Raw genomic sequence first — 17,970 nt, 5'->3', positions numbered from 1 at the left:
ACACCGAGCCTGCAGCGGGTTGAATTTCATTCGGTGACCGTCCGGTTTCGCCTGCGGGGCGCACATGCCTGAAGGGGGCGGTGGTTCCTGACCGCTGGCGTGCGGGCGAACTAACCCCGCGTGCGGCCAGTCATTGAAGGTATGTCGGTATGGCCGGCGCATCGTCTGTAATTCACGGGGATAACGATGGACAGTGTCGATCTGGGGGTGCTGCGACGTGCCCGCGACTGGCTGCGCGAGGGGCATGCGGTGGTGCTCTACACGGTGCTGGAAACCTGGGGCAGTGCACCGCGACCGGTGGGCGCGCTACTGGCGCTGCGTGATGACGGGCGCGTCGAAGGTTCGGTCTCCGGAGGCTGCGTCGAGGATGATCTGCTGGCGCGCCGACAGGCTGTAAAAGACCGCGGGACGGCGTGCGAGCTGATCACCTATGGCGTGAGCAAAGAGGAGTCCGCGCGATTCGGTCTGCCCTGTGGCGGTACCTTGCGCCTGCTCGAAGAACCCCTGAGCGACGCGCGCTGGCTGGACGATTTGCTGCAGCGCTGCGCCGCGCACGAACGTCTGTTGCGTTGTCTGGACCTGGCCACCGGCGCGGTAACCCTGGCCGCGGCGGGGCGCAACGAGGGGCTGTGGTTCGATGGTGCGACCCTGCGCGCGCCCTTCGGTCCGACCTGGCGCCTGTTGATGATCGGGGCCGGGCAGCTGTCGCGCTACACCGCCGAGTTGGCAAGCAGCCTCGGCTTCGAGGTGCTGGTCTGCGACCCGCGAGAAGGCTACGGGCACGACTGGGACGGCACCGCCGTCCGCTTCGTGGCGGGCATGCCGGACGACGCTGTGCTGGCCATCGAGCCAGACGCGCACACCGCCATCGTCGCGCTGACCCACGACCCGCGGCTGGACGACATGGCGCTGCTCACCGCGCTGCAGTCCGATGCCTTCTACGTCGGCGCGCTCGGCTCGCGGGTCAACAGCGAGAAGCGCAAGTCGCGGTTGCTCTCGCTGGGGCTCAGTGAACGCGACGTGAGCCGGCTGCACGGGCCGATTGGCCTGCCGATCGGCAGTCGCACGCCGGCGGAGATCGCTCTGTCGCTGATGGCCCAGGTGGTAGCGCTCAAGAACGGGGCAGCCGGCGCGCAGGTCGCGGCGGAGCGACGCTGTGCCTGACCACGTGTGCACCATCGTCCTCGCCGCGGGACAGGGCAGCCGTTATCGCCAATACAGCGACGAGGACAAACTGCTGGCAGGCTGCACGCCGGCGCCCGATGCGCCGCCGATCCTGGCTGAGACGCTGCGCGCGCTGGCCGGTGTCGGCGATCGCCTGCTGGTGGTCACGCGTCAGGACAACGCCAGCCTGGTCGCCTGGCTCGAGCGCGAGGCCCAGGCCTTCGGCGCGCAGACGCTGGTAGTGCACAGCAACGGCTTGGGCCACAGCCTGGCGCAGGCGGTGTCGCGCTGCCCGACCCGGCGTGGCTGGCTGGTGGCGCTGGGTGACATGCCGTACCTGCAACGTGACACCCTCGAGCGCATCGCCGCCGCCATTCAGCCGCAGCGGCTGGTGGTGCCGGTGTACCGCGGCCAGCGCGGCCATCCGCGCGGCATTGGTGCCGATTTCGGTGCGTTACTGCGGGTGCTGACCGGCGAACGGGGCGCGCAGGCGCTGTTCGATGGCCCGGCGGTGCTCGAGATCGAGGTGGACGATCCGGCCGTGCTGCAGGACATCGACCGCCCGGATGATCGCCGGCCGGGTTGAGCTCCCGGCGGCCGGCGGGCTACCGACATCCCGCTGAACGATTTTTCCGCCTGGGCAGTCGTACCCCGTAGGCGCACGGAAAGCGCATCGAATGCCTGAGGTTTTCGGCGAACCTGCACAGAACAGGCAGCCGGAGCCCCCCAACCGTGAGGCTGCCATGAGCGAAACGTCTACCGCCGCAGGTGGGATTGCCGCCTGTTCCATCACCCTCGAACTGAATGGCCAGCGCCGCGAAGTCGAGGTCTATCCCTGGACCACACTGCTCGATCTGCTGCGCGAACAGCTGCACCTGACCGGCACCAAGAAGGGCTGTGACCACGGCCAGTGCGGCGCCTGCACGGTGCTGCTCAACGGCAAGCGGATCAACAGCTGCCTGACCCTGGCGGTGATGCACGACGGCGCCGCGCTGACCACCATCGAAGGGCTGGCGCAGGGCGAGGCGCTGCACCCGATGCAGGCCGCCTTCGTCAAACACGACGCCTTCCAGTGTGGTTACTGCACACCCGGGCAGATCTGTTCGGCGGTGGGCATGCTCGCCGAGGGTCGCGCCCACACCCGCGACGACCTGCGCGAACAGATGAGCGGCAATGTCTGTCGCTGCGGCGCCTATCCGAACATCGTCGCCGCCATCGAAGACGCCGCGGACGAAACCCGCGAGCGCCTCGCCGGTGCGCGGGAGGTGACGCCATGAACCCCTTCAGCTACGCCCGTCCCAGTAGCGTTGAGGAAGCGATCGGGCGATTCCGGCCCGACAGCCGCTACATCGCCGGCGGCACCAACCTGCTCGACCTGATGAAGGAAAACGTTACCCGTCCGTCGCAACTGATCGACATCACCCAACTACCCCTGGCGGATATCGAGGAGACGCCCGATGGCGGTCTGCGCATCGGCGCGCTGGTCAGCAATGCGGAGCTGGCCTGGCACCCGCTGGTGGAGGCGCGCTACCCACTGCTAGCCCAGGCGATCCTGGCGGGCGCCTCGCCGCAGTTGCGCAACATGGCCACCACCGGTGGCAACCTGCTGCAGCGCACCCGTTGCTATTACTTCTACGACGCCACCACGCCGTGCAACAAGCGCGAGCCCGGCAGCGGCTGCCCGGCGCGTGACGGGCTCAACCGCATTCACGCGATCCTCGGTCACAGCGAGGCCTGCATCGCCGTGCATCCGTCCGACATGTGCGTCGCACTGGCGGCGCTGGACGCCGTGGTGCATGTGCAAGGGCAGCGGGGTGAGCGACGCATCCCCATGGCTGACTTCCACCGCTTGCCGGGCCAAACGCCCGAGCAGGACAACACCCTGGTCGACGGCGAGCTGATCACCGCTGTCGAGCTGCCGCCGCAGGACTTCTCCGCACACAGCAGCTACCTCAAGGTTCGCGACCGCGCCTCCTATGCGTTTGCCCTGGTTTCGGTCGCCGCCGCACTGGATGTGGACGGAGCGGGTATCCGCAGCGCCCGCATCGCCATGGGCGGGGTCGCGCACAAACCCTGGCGCAGAGCCGAAGCGGAGGCGGCGCTGGTCGGCAAGGCGCCCGACGCAGACGCGTTCGAGGCCGCCGCGGACATCCTGCTCGACGGCGCCAGCGGCTTCGAGCACAACGCCTTCAAGATCGAACTGGGCCGGCGCGCCGTTGTTCGCGCCCTGACCGACGCTGCCAAAGGAGCCGCCCGATGAAACCAGCCACTTCCCCGTTCGGCCAGCCCCTCGACCGCGTCGACGGTCCGCTCAAGGTCACCGGCCAGGCCCGATACGCCGCCGAATTCGACATGCCCGGTCTGCTCTACGGCAGCGTGGTCAACAGCAGCATCGCACGTGGGCGCATCCTGTCGATCGATGCCAGCGCCGCCGAGGCCGTTCCCGGCGTCACGCTGGTGCTGACCCACCAGAACCGCCCGCCCGTGGCCAGCTACGACAAACCCTACGAAGACGCCGATGCCGCCGACGGCTCGCCGTTCCGCCCGCTCTACAACGACCGGATTCTCTACAGTGGCCAGCCTATCGCCCTGGTGGTGGCCGAGAATCTGGAGTTGGCGCGCTACGCCGGCAGCCTGGTGAAGGTCGAGTATGAAACCGAGCCCCACCGCACCGATCTGCTCCGTGAGCTGGACAGCATGCACCAGGCGCCCGCCGAGCTGCCGCCACCCCGTGGCGATGTCGACCAGGCGCTGCGCGACGCTGCGGTGAAGGTCGAGGTGGAATACTCAACGCCGGTCGAGCACCACAACCCGATGGAGCCGCACGCCTCGACCGTGCACTACCTGCCCGACGGCACGCTGGAAATCTATGAGAAGACCCAGGGGGTGCAGAACTGCATGCGCTACCTGGAGGGCGTATTCGGCATGAAGGACCGGATCCGGATCCTCTCGCCGTTCGTCGGCGGTGCCTTCGGTTCCGGCCTGCGCCCGCAGTACCAGCTGCCGCTGGCGGTGATGGCGGCGCTCAAACTCAAGCGCTCGGTGCGGGTCGCACTCAAGCGTCAGCAGATGTTCACCTTCGGCTACCGGCCGCGTACCGTCCAGCGCCTCTCGCTGGGCGCGGCGGCGAACGGTCAGCTGCAGGCCATCAACCATCAGGCGATCGGCCAGACCTCCTCGTTCGAGGACTTCACCGAGCACGAGGTGGAGTGGTCGGGCATGCTCTACAAATGCCCGAACGTGAAGCTGGACTATCAGCTGGTGCCGCTGGACGTCTACACACCGCTGGATATGCGCGCACCGGGCGCAACCATCGGCGTCTTCGCGCTGGAATGCGCCATGGACGAACTGGCCTACGCCGCGGGCGTCGACCCGCTGACGCTGCGCCTGACCAACTACTCCGAACGCAATGCCAACCAGGACAAGCCTTACTCGAGCAAGGAGCTGCGCCAGTGCTACGAGCAGGGTGCCGAACGTTTCGGCTGGTCGCGCCGTTCCACGGAGCCGCGTTCCATGCGCGAGGGCAATCAGCTGATCGGCTGGGGCATGGCGACTGGCGTCTGGGAGGCCATGCAGATGCCGGCCAGCGCCAAGGCCTGCTTGGGTCCGGACGGGCGGCTGGTGGTCAGTAGCGCCACGTCCGACATCGGTACTGGCACCTACACGGTCATGACCCAGATCGCGGCGGCCGCCACCGGTATGCCGATGGATCGCGTCGAGTTTCGCCTGGGCGATTCCAGCCTGTCCCAGGCGCCGCTCGAAGGTGGCTCGGCCACGGTCTCGTCCGTCGGCAGCGCCGTGCAACACGCCTGTGAAGGCCTCTGCCAGAAGCTGCTCGACGCGGCCCAGCAATCGCCGGTTTCGCCCTTTACCGGGGCGAAGCTCGAGGATGTCGAGTTCGCCGACGGTCAGATGCGGCTGAAAGCGTCGCCCGATACGGCCGTTGCGCTCGATCAGATCGTGGCCGTGAGCGGTGTGCTGGAGGCGGAGGTAAGCCTCAAACCCGGCGAGAAGCGCGACCAGTACGCCACCGCCACGCATTCGGCCATCTTCGTGGAAGTGCGGGTGGACGAATCGCTGGGCACCGTCAAGGTCAGCCGCGTGGTCAGCGCGGTGGCGGCCGGGCGGGTGGTCAACCCGAAGACCGCCGGCAACCAGATCGCTGGCGGCGTGGTGTGGGGCATCGGCCAGGCGTTGCAGGAGGAAACCATGATCGACCACAACCTGGGTCGTTACATGAACCACAACCTGTCCGAGTACCACGTGCCGGTGAATGCCGATATCCAGGACATCGAGGTGTTCTTCGTCGAGGAGCATGACGAGATCGTCAACGCGCTGGGCTCCAAGGGGGTTGGCGAGATCGGCATCGTCGGGGTCGGAGCCGCGGTGGCCAATGCGATCTTCCATGCGACGGGCAAACGGGTGAGGGATTTGCCGATCACCATGGACAAGGTGCTGTAACGGCACAACGCGTGGAAAAGGCGTTGCCGTTTTCCACCCTACGGGCGCGCGACTGTCGTGTGCGGGCGTAGGGTGGACGACCGCGAAGCGTCTTCCACCGAAACCGCTAATCCAGATCCCGGTGCAGCTGGTCGCGGTCCCGCAGCGTCGGGAACAGTTTCATCCAGACGCCGGTGACGAGCAGCGTGCCGACGCCGCCGAGGACCACGGCCGGTACGGTACCGAACCAATGCGCGGTAAGGCCGGATTCGAATTCGCCGAGCTGGTTCGAGGCGCCGATGAACAGCCCATTGACCGCGCTGACCCGCCCGCGCATGGCATCGGGCGTTTCCAGCTGCACGAAGGCGCCGCGGATGACCATGCTGATCATGTCTGCCGCGCCCAGTACCGCCAGTACCCCCAGCGACAGCCAGAACGAGGTGGACAGGCCAAAGGCGATGGTCGCCAGGCCGAACACACCGACCGCGGCGAACATGACCCGGCCGACGCGCTTGTTGATTGGAAAGCGCGCCAGCCAAAGCGACATCAGCAGCGCGCCCACCGCCGGCGCCGAGCGCAGCAGCCCGAGGCCCCAGGGGCCGGTGAGCAGGATGTCCTTGGCGAATACCGGTAACAAGGCCGTGGCACCGCCGAGCAGCACGGCGAACATGTCCAGCGAGATGGCGCCGAAGATATCCGGGCGGCTGCGAATGAAGCGCATGCCGGCCAGCAGATTGTCCATCGCCGGACCGGTCTGCTTCGGCGGAGCGGGGCGTTTCGGCAGGCTCAGCATCAAGCTGCAGGCCAGAGCGAATAGCAGCGCCACCGGGCCATAGACCCACAGCGGGCCGATGGCGAAGAGCAGGCCACCGAGTGCCGGCGCGACGATGGTCGCCGTCTGCATGGCCGATGACGAGGCGGCGACCGCGGCGGGAAACAGCTGTGTAGGCACCAGACTCGGCAGCAGTGCCTGAGTGGCCGGCCCTTCGAAGGCGCGGGCGGTGCCGAGCAGAAATGCCAGCACGAAGATCATCTCGCGCGTTACCCCGAGCCCACCGGCCCCCAGCACCAACGCCAGGGCGATCAGCCCCTGCAGCCCCTGACAGAGGGCTGCGACCCGACGTCGGTCGAAGCGGTCGGCGACCTGCCCGGTCCAGAGCACGAACAACAGGCGCGGAAAGAACTCGGCCAGGCCCACCAGGCCAAGATCCAGCACGCTGCCGGTCAGTGCGTACATATGCCAGCCAATGGCCACGGCCAGCATCTGAAAGCCGCTCGCGGTAAAGACGCGGGCAAACCAGAACTTGATGAAGGGACGTTGGTGACGTAACAACAGCTTGGCGTGGGTGGACATCAGGCAGGCGCAAAACAACAGGGTCCGCCAGATTAGCATGCGGCGTTGGCGCTGGCCGGGTTGCGCCCGACGGCTGTGTTCGCTGTTCGAACCGTTAATGTCGGGCCGGGTAGGCTGGGTAGGGGGCAGCGGAGTAGCCCGGCGAAGATTGAGTGTTGCGGTGTATGTGTGTGGGCGGAAGCGGAACACCACCAGGCCCACCCTGCGATGCTGGAGGCGCCCTGCTTCGGGCAACGCCCCGCTCCATCTGTAGGATGGGTGCAACCCATCAACCCGAGCGGACGGGAATCTGCAAGTCCCTAGCGAACGACTGCGTTCATTTGGTCGCTTCTGCCCGTTCAGCCAGGGTGCTTGCGCCGACTCAAGATGGGTTGCACCCATCCTACGAAAGCAGCTTCAGCGGTAGTCGAGAGACAAGGGGGGGCGGGCGGCGCTCCGATTCAGCCCAAGGACGTGCGGAGTGCACGCTGTTTCCGAAGAGCGTCGGCGAGCTGTGTTCTCGCGACCTAAAGCGGAGCATTATCCGGCTATTGCAGCCAACACACGGGTCCTGAGCTATTGGTGGCTCAGGTAAATGAATTTGCCCTGCGGAAGGCGGCCCTACCCAGATCACTCAGCCGTCCGCTGCCAAACCGGGCAATACACCGCGCTCGGTAAACACCGCCTTGGCCGTCGTCATGCCGTTCAGCGCGGCGGGAAAGCCGGCGTAGACAGCCATCTGGATGATCACCTCGACCACCTGCTCCGGCGTGCAGCCGACATTCAGGGCGCCGTGGATGTGCACCGCCAGCTGCGGCTGGCAGTGACCCAGCGCAGTCAGCGCGGCGACGGTGGCCAGCTCGCGTTGCGGCAGGTCGAGGCCGGGCCGCTGGTAGATATCGCCGAAAGGAAACTCAATGACGTAGCGCGCCAGGTCCGGGGCGATGGCTTGCAGGTTGTCGATGACCTTGCGGCCGGCCTCGCCATCGATTTCCTCGAGTTTGGCCAGGCCTTCGGTGTAGCGGGTCGTTGCAGGCATGAGGGCTTCCTCTGATGGGGGAGAGGAAAGCCTGCGGGTTGGAGTCGACTCCAGGTCAAGCGATTGTTTGCTGGCGATACAGCTCGATCTTCGCCCGTAGCGCGTCGAGGTGTTCCTGATCCCGTTGCAGGCGCGCCTGCAGCTTGGCGGCATGGGCTTCGAGCAGGGCCTGGCGCGCCGCGAGCGTCGTCTCGCCCTGTTCGCGCAGGTCGGCGTAACGGGTGATGTCGTCCAGCGCCATGCCGGTGTCCTTCAGGCGCAGGATGAACGCCACCCACTCCAGATCACGCGGGCCATAGACGCGAAAGCCACTGGCGTCCCGGGCCACGTGGCGCAGCAGGCCGATCTTCTCGTAATAGCGCAGCGTGTCGGCGGACAGGCCGGTGCGTGCGGCGAACTGCTGGATGCTCAGCCGAACGGGCGTCTCGCTCACGGCTTGATCGCCCTGAGGATGACGAACTTGGGCGTCGCCGCGACCTGCTCGACCTTGCCGAACAGCCGCTTGAGCTTGAGGTGATAACCGAGGTGGCGGTTGCCGACGATCCACAGCTCGCCGCCTTTGCACAGCGCCGTCTTGGCCTGGGTGAACATGCGCCAGGCGAGGAAATCGCCGACCACCTGCTGCTGATGGAACGGCGGGTTGCACAGCACCAGGTCCAGCGAATCCATCGGCTGCTCGGCCAGGCCATCACCGGCACGGATATCGGCGGGCCGTTCGCCGAGGATCGCCTGCCAGTTTTCCCGCGCCGACTGCACCGCCATGTAGCTCTCGTCGACCAGCGTCAGCTGTGCCTGCGGATTGCCCAGTGCGTAGACGATGCCGAGCACGCCATTGCCGCAGCCGAGATCCGCGACGCGCAGATTACCGAGCGCCTTGGGTAGATGCGGCAGAAAGGCACGGGTACCGATGTCCAGACCGTCGCGGCAGAACAGGTTGGCGTGATTGAGCAGCTCGATGGGCGGCTGATCGAGGCGGTAGCGCGTCGGGTAGGGCGACTGGGGCGCCGCTTTTTCGATTGGCGTTGCGGTCAGCAGGCGCGCCTTCTTGACCGCCAGCGAGGCCTGTACCGGGCCGATGTATTTCTCCAGCAAGTCGCCGGCCGCACGCGGCAGATGCTTGATCATCGCCCCAGCGATCACCTGCGCGCCCGGCGCCAGCTGGCCGTGCAGGCGGATCAATTGTTCTTCCAGCAGCGCCAGCGTCTTGGGTATGCGGATCAATACGCAGTCGAATGGGCCTTGGGCGACTTCGCTGGCGGGGACGAAGGTCACGCTGTCGGCGGCTAGCCCGTTGCGCTGAAGGTTTTTCTCCAGGGCGAGGTGCGCCAGGTGCGAATCGCCGCTGCTGGTGACGCTGGCCTGCTGCGCCAGCGAACAGGCCAGGGCACCGAAGCTGTCATTGAGGACCAGCACCCGGCTGCCGGCCGGCAGTTGCTGCGCGTGCAGCTGCGTCAGCAGGTATTCGTCGGCCGCATCGAAGGCCTGTAGCGGCTCGTTGGGCTGCTCGGGCTGGCGGATCAGATCGAGGCGGGCGTAGGGCGATTCGAGAATAGGCATAAGAACTGGCGGTGTTTGTCGGCGTCGGAATGGAGTATCAAGAGGACAAGCGTTGCAATGATCTGCGTGCAACAACCAGCCACTACAGCCCGGGCGGTGCGGCAGGTGCCGGGGCGACGATGTGCTGGTTTCGGCACGGCTTTCGGTGCTTGAAGGCCCTCATCCGCAGATGTCCGCGAAGGGAGTGAAGTATGACCGTCAGCGAAGAGAAGTTCACCCGCCAGCGTCTGCTCGAGGTGCAGACGCTGACGCCCAGTCTGTTCACGCTGCGTACCACCCGCGACCCCGGCTTTCGTTTCAACGCCGGGCAATTCGCTCGCCTGGGCGTGCGCAAGCCCAGCGGCAGCATCGTCTGGCGCGCTTATTCGATGGTGTCGGCGCCCCATGACGAATTTCTCGACTTCTTTTCCATCGTGGTGCCGGACGGCGAATTTACCAGCGAACTGAGCCGTCTGAAGGTTGGCGACGAGTTACTGGTGGACAAACAGGCGTTCGGCTTTCTCACCCTGGATCGCTTCATCGACGGCCGCGACCTCTGGCTGCTGGGCACCGGCACCGGTATCGCGCCGTTTCTGTCGATTCTTCAGGACTTCGAGGTCTGGCAGCGGTTCGAACGGATCATTCTCGTCTATAGCGCCCGTACGGTATCCGAGCTGGCCTACCAGGAACTGATTCGCGAGCTGCCACAGCGCGACTATCTGGAAGGGCTGGGCAGCAAGCTGACGTATCTGCCCGTGATCACCCGCGAAGACGCGCCCGGCGCCTTGCATGGGCGTATCACCACGCTGATCGAGAATGGCGAGCTGGAGCAAGCCGCCAATCTGAAGCTGGAGCCGGAGCACTCGCGGATCATGCTCTGCGGCAACCCGCAGATGATCGAGGACACCCGTGCCATGCTCAAGGCCCGCGATCTGAACCTCAGCCTGACCCGGCGCCCGGGACAGGTGGCGGTGGAAAACTACTGGTAGGTGCAGGCCGGACGAAAACCGCCGGACGATCCGGCGGCATTCGTTGCCCTGGCGCGGCTTGCCGACCGGCGCGGCGCTAGACCACCCCCTGCGCCAGCATGGCATCAGCGACCTTGACGAAGCCGGCGATGTTGGCGCCCTTGACGTAGTTGGTACGGCCGTTTTCCTCGCCATAGCCCACGCACGCGTGATGGATCGACTGCATGATGCCGTGCAGCTTGGTATCCACCTCGCCGGCGGTCCAGTGCAGGCGCATGGCGTTCTGGCTCATCTCCAGACCGCTACAGGCCACCCCGCCGGCGTTGGACGCCTTGCCCGGCGCGAACAGGATGCCCGCCTCGAGGAACAGGTCCACCGCTTCGAGCGTCGAGGGCATGTTGGCGCCTTCGGCGACGCAGAGGCAGCCGTTGTTCAGCAGGCTGCGCGCATCCTCACCGTCGAGTTCGTTCTGCGTGGCGCATGGCAGGGCGATCTCGCAGGGCAGGCCCCAGGGACGCTGGTTGGGCAGGTGGGTGACGGTGAACTGCCGGCCCATTTCCTCGAGCCGCCCGCGACGGACGTTCTTCAGGTCCATCAGGTATTCCCACTGCTCGTCGGTCAACCCGTCCGGGAAGTGCAAGGTGCCGCCTGAATCCGACAACGAAATCACTTTGCCGCCCAGCTCCATGACCTTCTGCGCGGCGAACTGCGCGACGTTGCCCGATCCGGAAATCGCCACGCGCTTGCCGTCGAAACTGGAGTGGGTGGTCTTGAGCATTTCCTCGGCGAAATAGACGCAGCCGTAGCCGGTGGCTTCCGGGCGGATCAGGCTGCCGCCGTAGGACAGGCTCTTGCCGGTGAGCACCGAGGTGAACTGGTTGGACAGGCGCTTGTACTGCCCGAACAGGTAGCCGATCTCACGCGCGCCGACACCGATGTCGCCGGCCGGGACATCCAGGTCCGCGCCGACATGACGGAACAGTTCGCTCATGAACGACTGGCAGAAGCGCATCACTTCACCGTCGCTCTTGCCCTTGGGGTTGAAGTCCGAACCGCCTTTGCCGCCGCCCATGGGCAACGAGGTGAGGGAGTTCTTGAACACCTGCTCGAAGGCGAGAAACTTCAGCACACCGAGGTTGACCGACGGGTGGAAGCGCAGGCCGCCTTTATAGGGCCCGATGGCGCTGTTCATCTGAACGCGAAAGCCACGGTTGACCTGAACCTGCCCCTGATCATCGACCCAGGGTACGCGGAAAATGATGGTCCGCTCTGGCTCGACCATACGCTCGAGGATGCCGGCCTGCCGATACTTGGGGTTCGCTTCCAGGAAGGGCCAGAGGCTGCCGAGCACCTCTTCGACGGCTTGATGGAATTCGGGTTGGTGCGGGTCGCGCTGCTGCAGGCGGGCAAGAAACCCGTGGACGCTCTCAGTCATTCGAATGGCCTCGGAAGACCGCGTTTAACGGTCACGAAAAAGAAATAAGGCCGTCGACTCTAGCAAAGCGGCTTTGCCCCGCGATAGGGCATTCCAGAGGTCTTTGCACATCCTTGGTGCGGTGGCCGTCCGCGCCCGATCCGTCCGGTGGGCCGTGATGCTGTTCAGGCGCGGGTGCCATCCTCGGTCAGCTCGAGCTGTAACCAGGCCACGAAACTGCCGACCAGGCGCTGGCGCCGTTTACGCTCGGGCAGCACCACGTGATAGCCGAACCGGGTCTGTACGCTTTCACTGCAGACCCGGCAGAGCAGGCCTTGGGCCAGGAGCTCATCGACCAGATGACGCCAGCCGATGGCGACGCCCTGGCCGGCAATCGCCGCCTGGATCAGCAGGGTGTAGTTGTCGAAACGCAGCATCCCCGAGCTGGGCGCTTCCGTGATGCCGAGTGCGCGGAACAGGCTGCCCCAGTCGAGCCAGCGGGACCGGCTTTCCGGTCGCAGATGCAGCAGCGGCAGCCGCGCCAGCGCTGCCGGAGCCAAGGGCGTGGTCTGCCCTCGGAGCAGCGACGGACTGCAGACCGGATAGACCTCCTCGTGAAACAGCAGGTGCGTCTCGCCATGCTTGGAGCGGCCGTCGCCGAACACAATGGCCACGTCAGTTTCCGATGGCAGCACGCCCAGCCCGCGCTCGCTGGTCACCAGACTGACATCCACCTCGGGATGCCGTTGGTGAAAGCGCTCCAGGCGCGGCATCAGCCAGTAGGCCGCGAAGGCGAAATCGGTGGCGACCTGGAGCACCTCGTGCTGCTGCTGTGCGGTGACCGCGGCAAGGCCTGCGTCCAGCGTGCCCAGGCCTTGTTGCACGTAACCCAGGAGCAGCTCACCGGCCTCGGTGAGGACGATGCCGCGATAGACCCGATCGAACAGGCGGACCGCCAACTGCTGTTCCAGGCGCTTGATCTGCTGGCTGATCGCCGGCTGTGTGCTGCCCAGCTCCAGCGCAGCGGCGGTGAAGCTCTGCTGACGCGCCGCGGATTCGAACACCCGCAGCGCATCGAGGGGAATCTGATCGGGTCGGTTTGGCATTAGTTTTTCTTATCCTAGGCATATGGCGCAGCCGGGTTTACCGCAGCAACACAGGGTTCAGACTGTGTTGCAGGCAATCTCGCATAAAAACCAGGCATGGACCATCGCATCATGAAACGCCCCAACATCCTGTTCATCATGGCCGACCAGATGGCCGCTCCGCTGCTGCCGATGCATGACCCGGCGTCGCCCATCAAACTGCCGAACCTCTCGCGCCTGGCTGCACAGGGTGCGGTATTCGAGTCGGCGTATTGCAACAGTCCGCTCTGCGCGCCGTCGCGCTTCACCCTGGTCAGCGGCCAGCTGCCCAGCAAGATCGGCGCTTACGACAATGCCGCCGACTTTCCTGCCGACGTACCGACCTACGCGCACTACCTGCGGCGGCTCGGCTACCGCACGGCGCTCTCCGGCAAGATGCATTTCTGCGGCCCCGATCAGCTGCATGGTTACGAGGAACGGCTGACCAGCGATATCTATCCGGCCGACTATGGCTGGGCGGTGAACTGGGATGAGCCCGAGGTGCGCCTGAGCTGGTACCACAACATGTCTTCGGTGCTGCAGGCCGGCCCCAGCGTGCGTACCAACCAGATGGATTTCGACGAGGAGGTGGTCTTCAAGGCGCAGCAGTACCTCTACGATTTCGTTCGCGCAGATGACGGCCAGCCGTTCTGCCTGACGGTCTCGATGACGCACCCGCACGACCCCTACACGATTCCCGAGGAGTACTGGAACCGCTACCGCGACGAGGACATCCCGCTGCCGCGCCAGGACATCGCCCAGGACCAGCAGGATCCGCATTCGCAGCGCCTGCTCAAAGTCATCGACCTGTGGGGCAAATCATTGCCCGAAGAGAAGATCCGCGATGCCCGTCGCGCCTATTTCGGTGCCTGCAGTTACATCGACGATAACGTCGGCAAACTGCTGAAGACGCTCGAGGCGTGCGGCCTGGCGGAGGACACCATCGTGGTGTTCTCCGGTGACCATGGCGACCAGCTGGGTGAGCGTGGCCTCTGGTACAAGATGCATTGGTTCGAGATGGCGGCGCGCGTGCCGCTGATCATCCAGGGGCCGGGTATCGATGCCGCACGGATCAGCGCGTCGGTGTCCACTGCCGACCTGTTGCCGACCCTGGTCGAACTGGCCGGCGGCACGCTGGAGGCCAACCTGCCGCTCGATGGCCGCTCGTTGCTGCCGCACCTGACCGGTCGCGAAGGCCATGACGAGGTGATCGGCGAATACATGGCCGAAGGCACCACCAGCCCGCTGATGATGATCCGGCGTGGCGCTTACAAATTCATCTACTCGGAGCAGGATCCTTGCCTGTTGTTCGACCTGGTCAACGACCCGCAGGAGCGCGAGAACCTGATGGACTCCGCCGATCACCAGGCACTCGCCGCGGCCTTCCTGGCCGAGGCGCGGCAGCGCTGGGACATCCCGACCATTCACAACCAGGTGCTCGCCAGCCAGCGCCGGCGGCGCCTGGTCAGCGAAGCGCTGAGCCTGGGCAAACTGACCAGCTGGGACCACCAGCCCTGGGTCGATGCCAGCCAGCAGTACATGCGCAACCACATCGACCTCGACGATCTGGAGCGCAAGGCCCGCTACCCTAGACCCGACTAGCGATGGCGGCCGGCCAAACCGTGCACAGGGAAATCATTCGAACAAGAGCGAAGGCAGACGGACATGAAAAAACAGACAGTGAGTGCAATCCTGGCCAGCGGCGTGTTGCTGGCCGCCACCCAGCTCCATGCCGAGAGCGAGAGCAGCCAGTGCGCGACGGTGCGCCTGGGTGATCCGGGCTGGAGCGACATCGCGGTTACCAACGGAATCGCCAGCCTGCTGCTGCAGGGGCTCGGCTACAAGCCACAGGTCATGACCCTTGGCGTGCCGATCATCTTCGCCGGGCTGACCAAGGATCAGCTGGACGTCTTCCTCGGCAACTGGATGCCGGCGCAACAGGACAACTACGACAAGTTCGTGGCGACCGGTGAGATCGATGAGCTCAGCGTCAACCTGACGGGTACCGAATACACCCTGGCGGTGCCCACCTCGGTGTGGAATGCCGGCGTGAAGCGTTTCGAGGACCTCGACACGCATGGCGAGCTGTTCAACAAGACCATCTACGGAATCGCCGCCGGTGCGCCGGCGAATCTGTCGATTCAGAAGATGATCGATCAGGACGAGTTCGGGCTGGGCGACTGGCGGCTGGTGGAGTCCAGCGAGCAAGCGATGCTGGTGCAGGTCGGCCGTGCGGTGAAGCGTGACAAGGGCGTGGTCTTCCTCGGCTGGACGCCGCACCCGATGAACGTGCAGTACGACATCAAGTACCTCAAGGGTGGCGAGGCCTATTTCGGCGAGAGCGGGACGGTCAACACGCTGGTGCGCAAGGGCTATGCCGCGCAATGCCCGAACGTCGGCAAGCTGCTGAGCAACCTCAAATTCACCCAGGACATGGAGAACGCCATCATGGACGAGGTGCTGGCCCGAAACGCCAGCAACGACGCAGCGGTCAAGGCCTGGGTGAAGGCTCACCCCGAGGTGCTCGAGGGCTGGCTGCAAGGCGTCAAGACCCGAGAGGGCGAAGACGGATTGGCCGCGGTAAAAGCCTCGCTCTGAGGTGTGCGGCACTGGCCGCTTGGTCGGGTGGATCACGTGTTATCGAGCCACCTGGGGGCGACTCTCCGGGGTTGGTGAACACCGAGCGGCGGCAATGGTGGATGAGAAGAGCGTCATCCACCCTACGTCGGACGTTTGCTTGTGCGCCGCCTGATCCTGTGCGTATGCACCGGCATTTCGTAGGGTAGATCACGCTTTATCGATCCACCGGGTGGCGATCCACCGGGGCGATTCTCCGGGTGGTGATCACCGAGCGATGGCAATGGTGGATGAAAAGAGCGTCATCCACCCTACGTCGGACGCTTGCTTGTGCGCCGCCTGATCCTGCGCGTGCGCACCGGCGTCTCGTAGGGTGGATCACGCTTTATCGATCCACCGGGGGCGATTCTCCGGGTGGCGATCACCGAGCGGTGGCAATGGTGGATGAAAAAAGCGTCATCCACCCTACCTCGGACGTTTGCTTGTGCGTTGCCTGATCCTGCGCGTGCGCACCGGCATCTCGTAGGGTGGATCACGCTTTATCGATCCACCGGGTGGCGGTCCACCGGGGGGCGATCCATCGGGTGACGAACCACCGAGCGGTGGCAACGGTGGATGAAAAGAACGTCATCCACCCTCTCACAGCGCCCTAGACCTGAGCGCGTTCAGCCTGCTTCGTGGGCGCTGACTGCGCCTGTGCCACATTGCGCGGCGGGGCGTCTCCGGCGACGTAGTAGGGCGCGGTGCTGCGCGGCAATGGCGTGCGGCCGCGAATCCGATCGGCGAGCTTCTCGGCCATCATGATGGTCGGTGCGTTGAGGTTGCCGGTGGTGATCAGCGGCATGATCGAGGCATCGATCACCCGCAGCCCCTCCATTCCATGAACGCGGCCCTGGCCATCGACGACTGCCATATCGTCCTCACCCATCTTGCAGGAGCAGGAGGGGTGGAACGCGGTTTCGGCGTGCTGGCGGACAAACTCATCCAGTTCGGCATCGGTCTGCACGTCAGCGCCGGGGCTCAGCTCGCGACCGCGATAGGGGTCGAGGGCCGATTGCGCCATGATTTCCCGGGTGATCCGGATACCGTCGCGGAACTCCTGCCAGTCCTGCTCACAGGACATGTAGTTGAACAGGATGCTCGGGTGCTGGCGCGGGTCCCGCGAACGGGCATGCACGCGGCCGCGACTGGGCGAGCGCATGGAGCCGACGTGGGCCTGGAAGCCATGCTCCTTCACCGCGTTGCTGCCGTTGTAGTTAATCGCTACCGGCAGGAAGTGGTACTGGATGTTCGGCCATTCGAACTCGGCACGCGAGCGAATGAAACCGCCGGCCTCGAACTGGTTGCTGGCGCCGATACCCTTGCCGAGGAACAGCCACTCTGCGCCGATCAGCGGCTGGTTGTGTAATTGCAGCGCGGGGTAGAGCGAGACCGGCTGCTTGCAGGCGTATTGCAGGTACATCTCCAGGTGATCCTGCAAATTGGCGCCGACGCCCGGAAGATCGTGGACGATCGGGATGCCGAGTTCGCGCAGCAGCGCACGCGGGCCGACGCCCGAGCGTTGCAGGATCTGCGGCGAGGCGATGGCGCCGCTGCACAGCAGCACTTCGCGGCGGGCGTTGACGATCACTGGTGTGTCGCTGTTGCCGTGCAGGTAGGCCACGCCGATGGCCCGCTTGCCGCTGAACAGGATGCGGTCGGTCAGCGCATGGGTCACGATGGTCAGGTTCGGCCGGCCACGGGCCATGTCCAGGTAGCCGCGCGCGGTACTGGCGCGACGGCCGTTGGGGGTGACCGTGCGATCCATCGGGCCGAAGCCTTCCTGGCGATAGCCGTTGAGGTCGTCGGTTTCCGGATAGCCGGCCTGCACACCGGCCTCGATCATGGCGCGGAACAGCGGGTTGTTGCCGGGCTTGGGCGTGGTCACGCTCACCGGGCCCTCACCGCCATGGTAGTCGTTGGGCCCGATGTCGCGGGTCTCGGCCTTGCGGAAGTAGGGCAGGCAGTCGAGATAGGTCCAGTCCTCCAGGCCCGGCGCCTTGGCCCAGCCGTCGTAGTCCATGGCGTTGCCACGGATGTAGCACATGCCGTTGATCAGCGAGGAGCCACCCAGGCCCTTGCCGCGGCCACATTCCATGCGGCGGTTGTTCATGTGCGGCTCGGGGTCGGTCTCGTAGGCCCAGTTGTAGCGCCGGCCCTGCAGCGGGAAGGCGAGCGCGGCGGGCATCTGGGTACGGAAGTCCATCCGGTAGTCGGGACCACCGGCTTCGAGCAGCAGCACGTTGACGTCCGCGTCTTCGGTCAGGCGAGTCGCCAGCACGTTACCGGCCGAGCCGGCGCCGATGATGATGTAGTCGTATTCCATGGCAGCATCC

The 17,970-nt window shown here is 65.5% G+C and carries 15 protein-coding genes; 8 read left to right on the top strand and 7 right to left on the bottom strand.

Annotated elements, in window-relative coordinates:
- Positions 1–186 precede the first annotated feature (186 nt).
- From KVO92_RS21960 to KVO92_RS21940, 5 genes are all read left to right on the top strand, one after another.
- Positions 187–1,164 carry an XdhC family protein gene (locus KVO92_RS21960; RefSeq protein WP_217477714.1) on the top strand — a complete coding sequence of 326 codons (978 nt, stop codon included), beginning with the start codon at positions 187–189 and terminating at the stop codon, positions 1,162–1,164.
- Positions 1,157–1,750: a nucleotidyltransferase family protein gene (locus KVO92_RS21955; protein ID WP_217477713.1), complete on the top strand. Its 594-nt coding sequence runs from the start codon at positions 1,157–1,159 to the stop codon at positions 1,748–1,750. Before KVO92_RS21960 ends, KVO92_RS21955 begins: the two co-directional genes overlap by 8 nt.
- 157 nt (positions 1,751–1,907) lie before the next feature.
- The gene (locus KVO92_RS21950) at positions 1,908–2,441 is read left to right on the top strand and encodes a (2Fe-2S)-binding protein (RefSeq protein WP_217477712.1); all 534 of its coding nucleotides are present in this window, start codon (positions 1,908–1,910) and stop codon (positions 2,439–2,441) included.
- A complete protein-coding gene (locus KVO92_RS21945; protein WP_217477711.1) occupies positions 2,438–3,424 on the top strand; it encodes an FAD binding domain-containing protein in 987 nt (328 codons plus the stop codon). The genes KVO92_RS21950 and KVO92_RS21945 overlap by 4 nt, the downstream gene beginning before the upstream one ends.
- Positions 3,421–5,625 carry a xanthine dehydrogenase family protein molybdopterin-binding subunit gene (locus KVO92_RS21940; RefSeq protein ID WP_217477710.1) on the top strand — a complete coding sequence of 735 codons (2,205 nt, stop codon included), beginning with the start codon at positions 3,421–3,423 and terminating at the stop codon, positions 5,623–5,625. The genes KVO92_RS21945 and KVO92_RS21940 overlap by 4 nt, the downstream gene beginning before the upstream one ends.
- A gap of 106 nt (positions 5,626–5,731) precedes the next feature.
- Here KVO92_RS21940 and KVO92_RS21935 read toward each other — a convergent pair whose 3' ends face one another.
- From KVO92_RS21935 to KVO92_RS21920, 4 genes are all read right to left on the bottom strand, one after another.
- The gene (locus tag KVO92_RS21935; protein ID WP_217477709.1) at positions 5,732–6,958 is read right to left on the bottom strand and encodes an MFS transporter; all 1,227 of its coding nucleotides are present in this window, start codon (positions 6,956–6,958) and stop codon (positions 5,732–5,734) included.
- Between the two features lie 613 nt (positions 6,959–7,571).
- Positions 7,572–7,976 (bottom strand): carboxymuconolactone decarboxylase family protein, encoded by a 405-nt coding sequence (locus KVO92_RS21930; RefSeq protein WP_217477708.1) that lies wholly within the window; start codon positions 7,974–7,976, stop codon positions 7,572–7,574.
- Positions 7,977–8,031: 55 nt separating this feature from the next.
- Complete coding sequence (locus tag KVO92_RS21925) at positions 8,032–8,409, bottom strand: MerR family transcriptional regulator (RefSeq protein WP_217477707.1); 378 nt, start codon at positions 8,407–8,409, stop codon at positions 8,032–8,034.
- Entirely contained in the window at positions 8,406–9,533 is a 1,128-nt protein-coding gene (locus tag KVO92_RS21920) for a methyltransferase (RefSeq protein ID WP_217477706.1), read from the bottom strand. The genes KVO92_RS21925 and KVO92_RS21920 overlap by 4 nt, the downstream gene beginning before the upstream one ends.
- A gap of 191 nt (positions 9,534–9,724) precedes the next feature.
- Between KVO92_RS21920 and KVO92_RS21915 the strand changes: the two genes are divergently transcribed.
- Positions 9,725–10,501 (top strand): ferredoxin--NADP reductase, encoded by a 777-nt coding sequence (locus tag KVO92_RS21915; RefSeq protein WP_217477705.1) that lies wholly within the window; start codon positions 9,725–9,727, stop codon positions 10,499–10,501.
- A gap of 76 nt (positions 10,502–10,577) precedes the next feature.
- Here the strand turns inward: KVO92_RS21915 and gdhA are convergent, their stop codons facing one another.
- Entirely contained in the window at positions 10,578–11,915 is a 1,338-nt protein-coding gene (gdhA, locus tag KVO92_RS21910) for an NADP-specific glutamate dehydrogenase (protein WP_217477704.1), read from the bottom strand.
- A gap of 164 nt (positions 11,916–12,079) precedes the next feature.
- The gene (locus KVO92_RS21905; RefSeq protein ID WP_217477703.1) at positions 12,080–13,000 is read right to left on the bottom strand and encodes a choline sulfate utilization transcriptional regulator; all 921 of its coding nucleotides are present in this window, start codon (positions 12,998–13,000) and stop codon (positions 12,080–12,082) included.
- 111 nt (positions 13,001–13,111) lie between these two features.
- Between KVO92_RS21905 and betC the strand changes: the two genes are divergently transcribed.
- A complete protein-coding gene (betC, locus tag KVO92_RS21900; RefSeq protein WP_254621633.1) occupies positions 13,112–14,620 on the top strand; it encodes a choline-sulfatase in 1,509 nt (502 codons plus the stop codon).
- Between the two features lie 63 nt (positions 14,621–14,683).
- Positions 14,684–15,616: a choline ABC transporter substrate-binding protein gene (gene choX, locus KVO92_RS21895; protein ID WP_217477702.1), complete on the top strand. Its 933-nt coding sequence runs from the start codon at positions 14,684–14,686 to the stop codon at positions 15,614–15,616.
- A gap of 628 nt (positions 15,617–16,244) precedes the next feature.
- On the opposite strand, the gene betA is transcribed toward choX, so the two are convergent.
- Positions 16,245–17,960 (bottom strand): choline dehydrogenase, encoded by a 1,716-nt coding sequence (gene betA, locus KVO92_RS21890; RefSeq protein ID WP_217477701.1) that lies wholly within the window; start codon positions 17,958–17,960, stop codon positions 16,245–16,247.
- Between the last annotated feature and the right edge of the window lie 10 nt (positions 17,961–17,970).

The organism is Stutzerimonas stutzeri (assembly GCF_019090095.1).
Classification (GTDB): Bacteria; Pseudomonadota; Gammaproteobacteria; order Pseudomonadales; family Pseudomonadaceae; genus Stutzerimonas; species Stutzerimonas stutzeri_AN.
The sequence above is the reverse complement of the archived record's forward strand: the minus strand, read 5'-3'. Positions and strand labels throughout refer to the sequence as shown.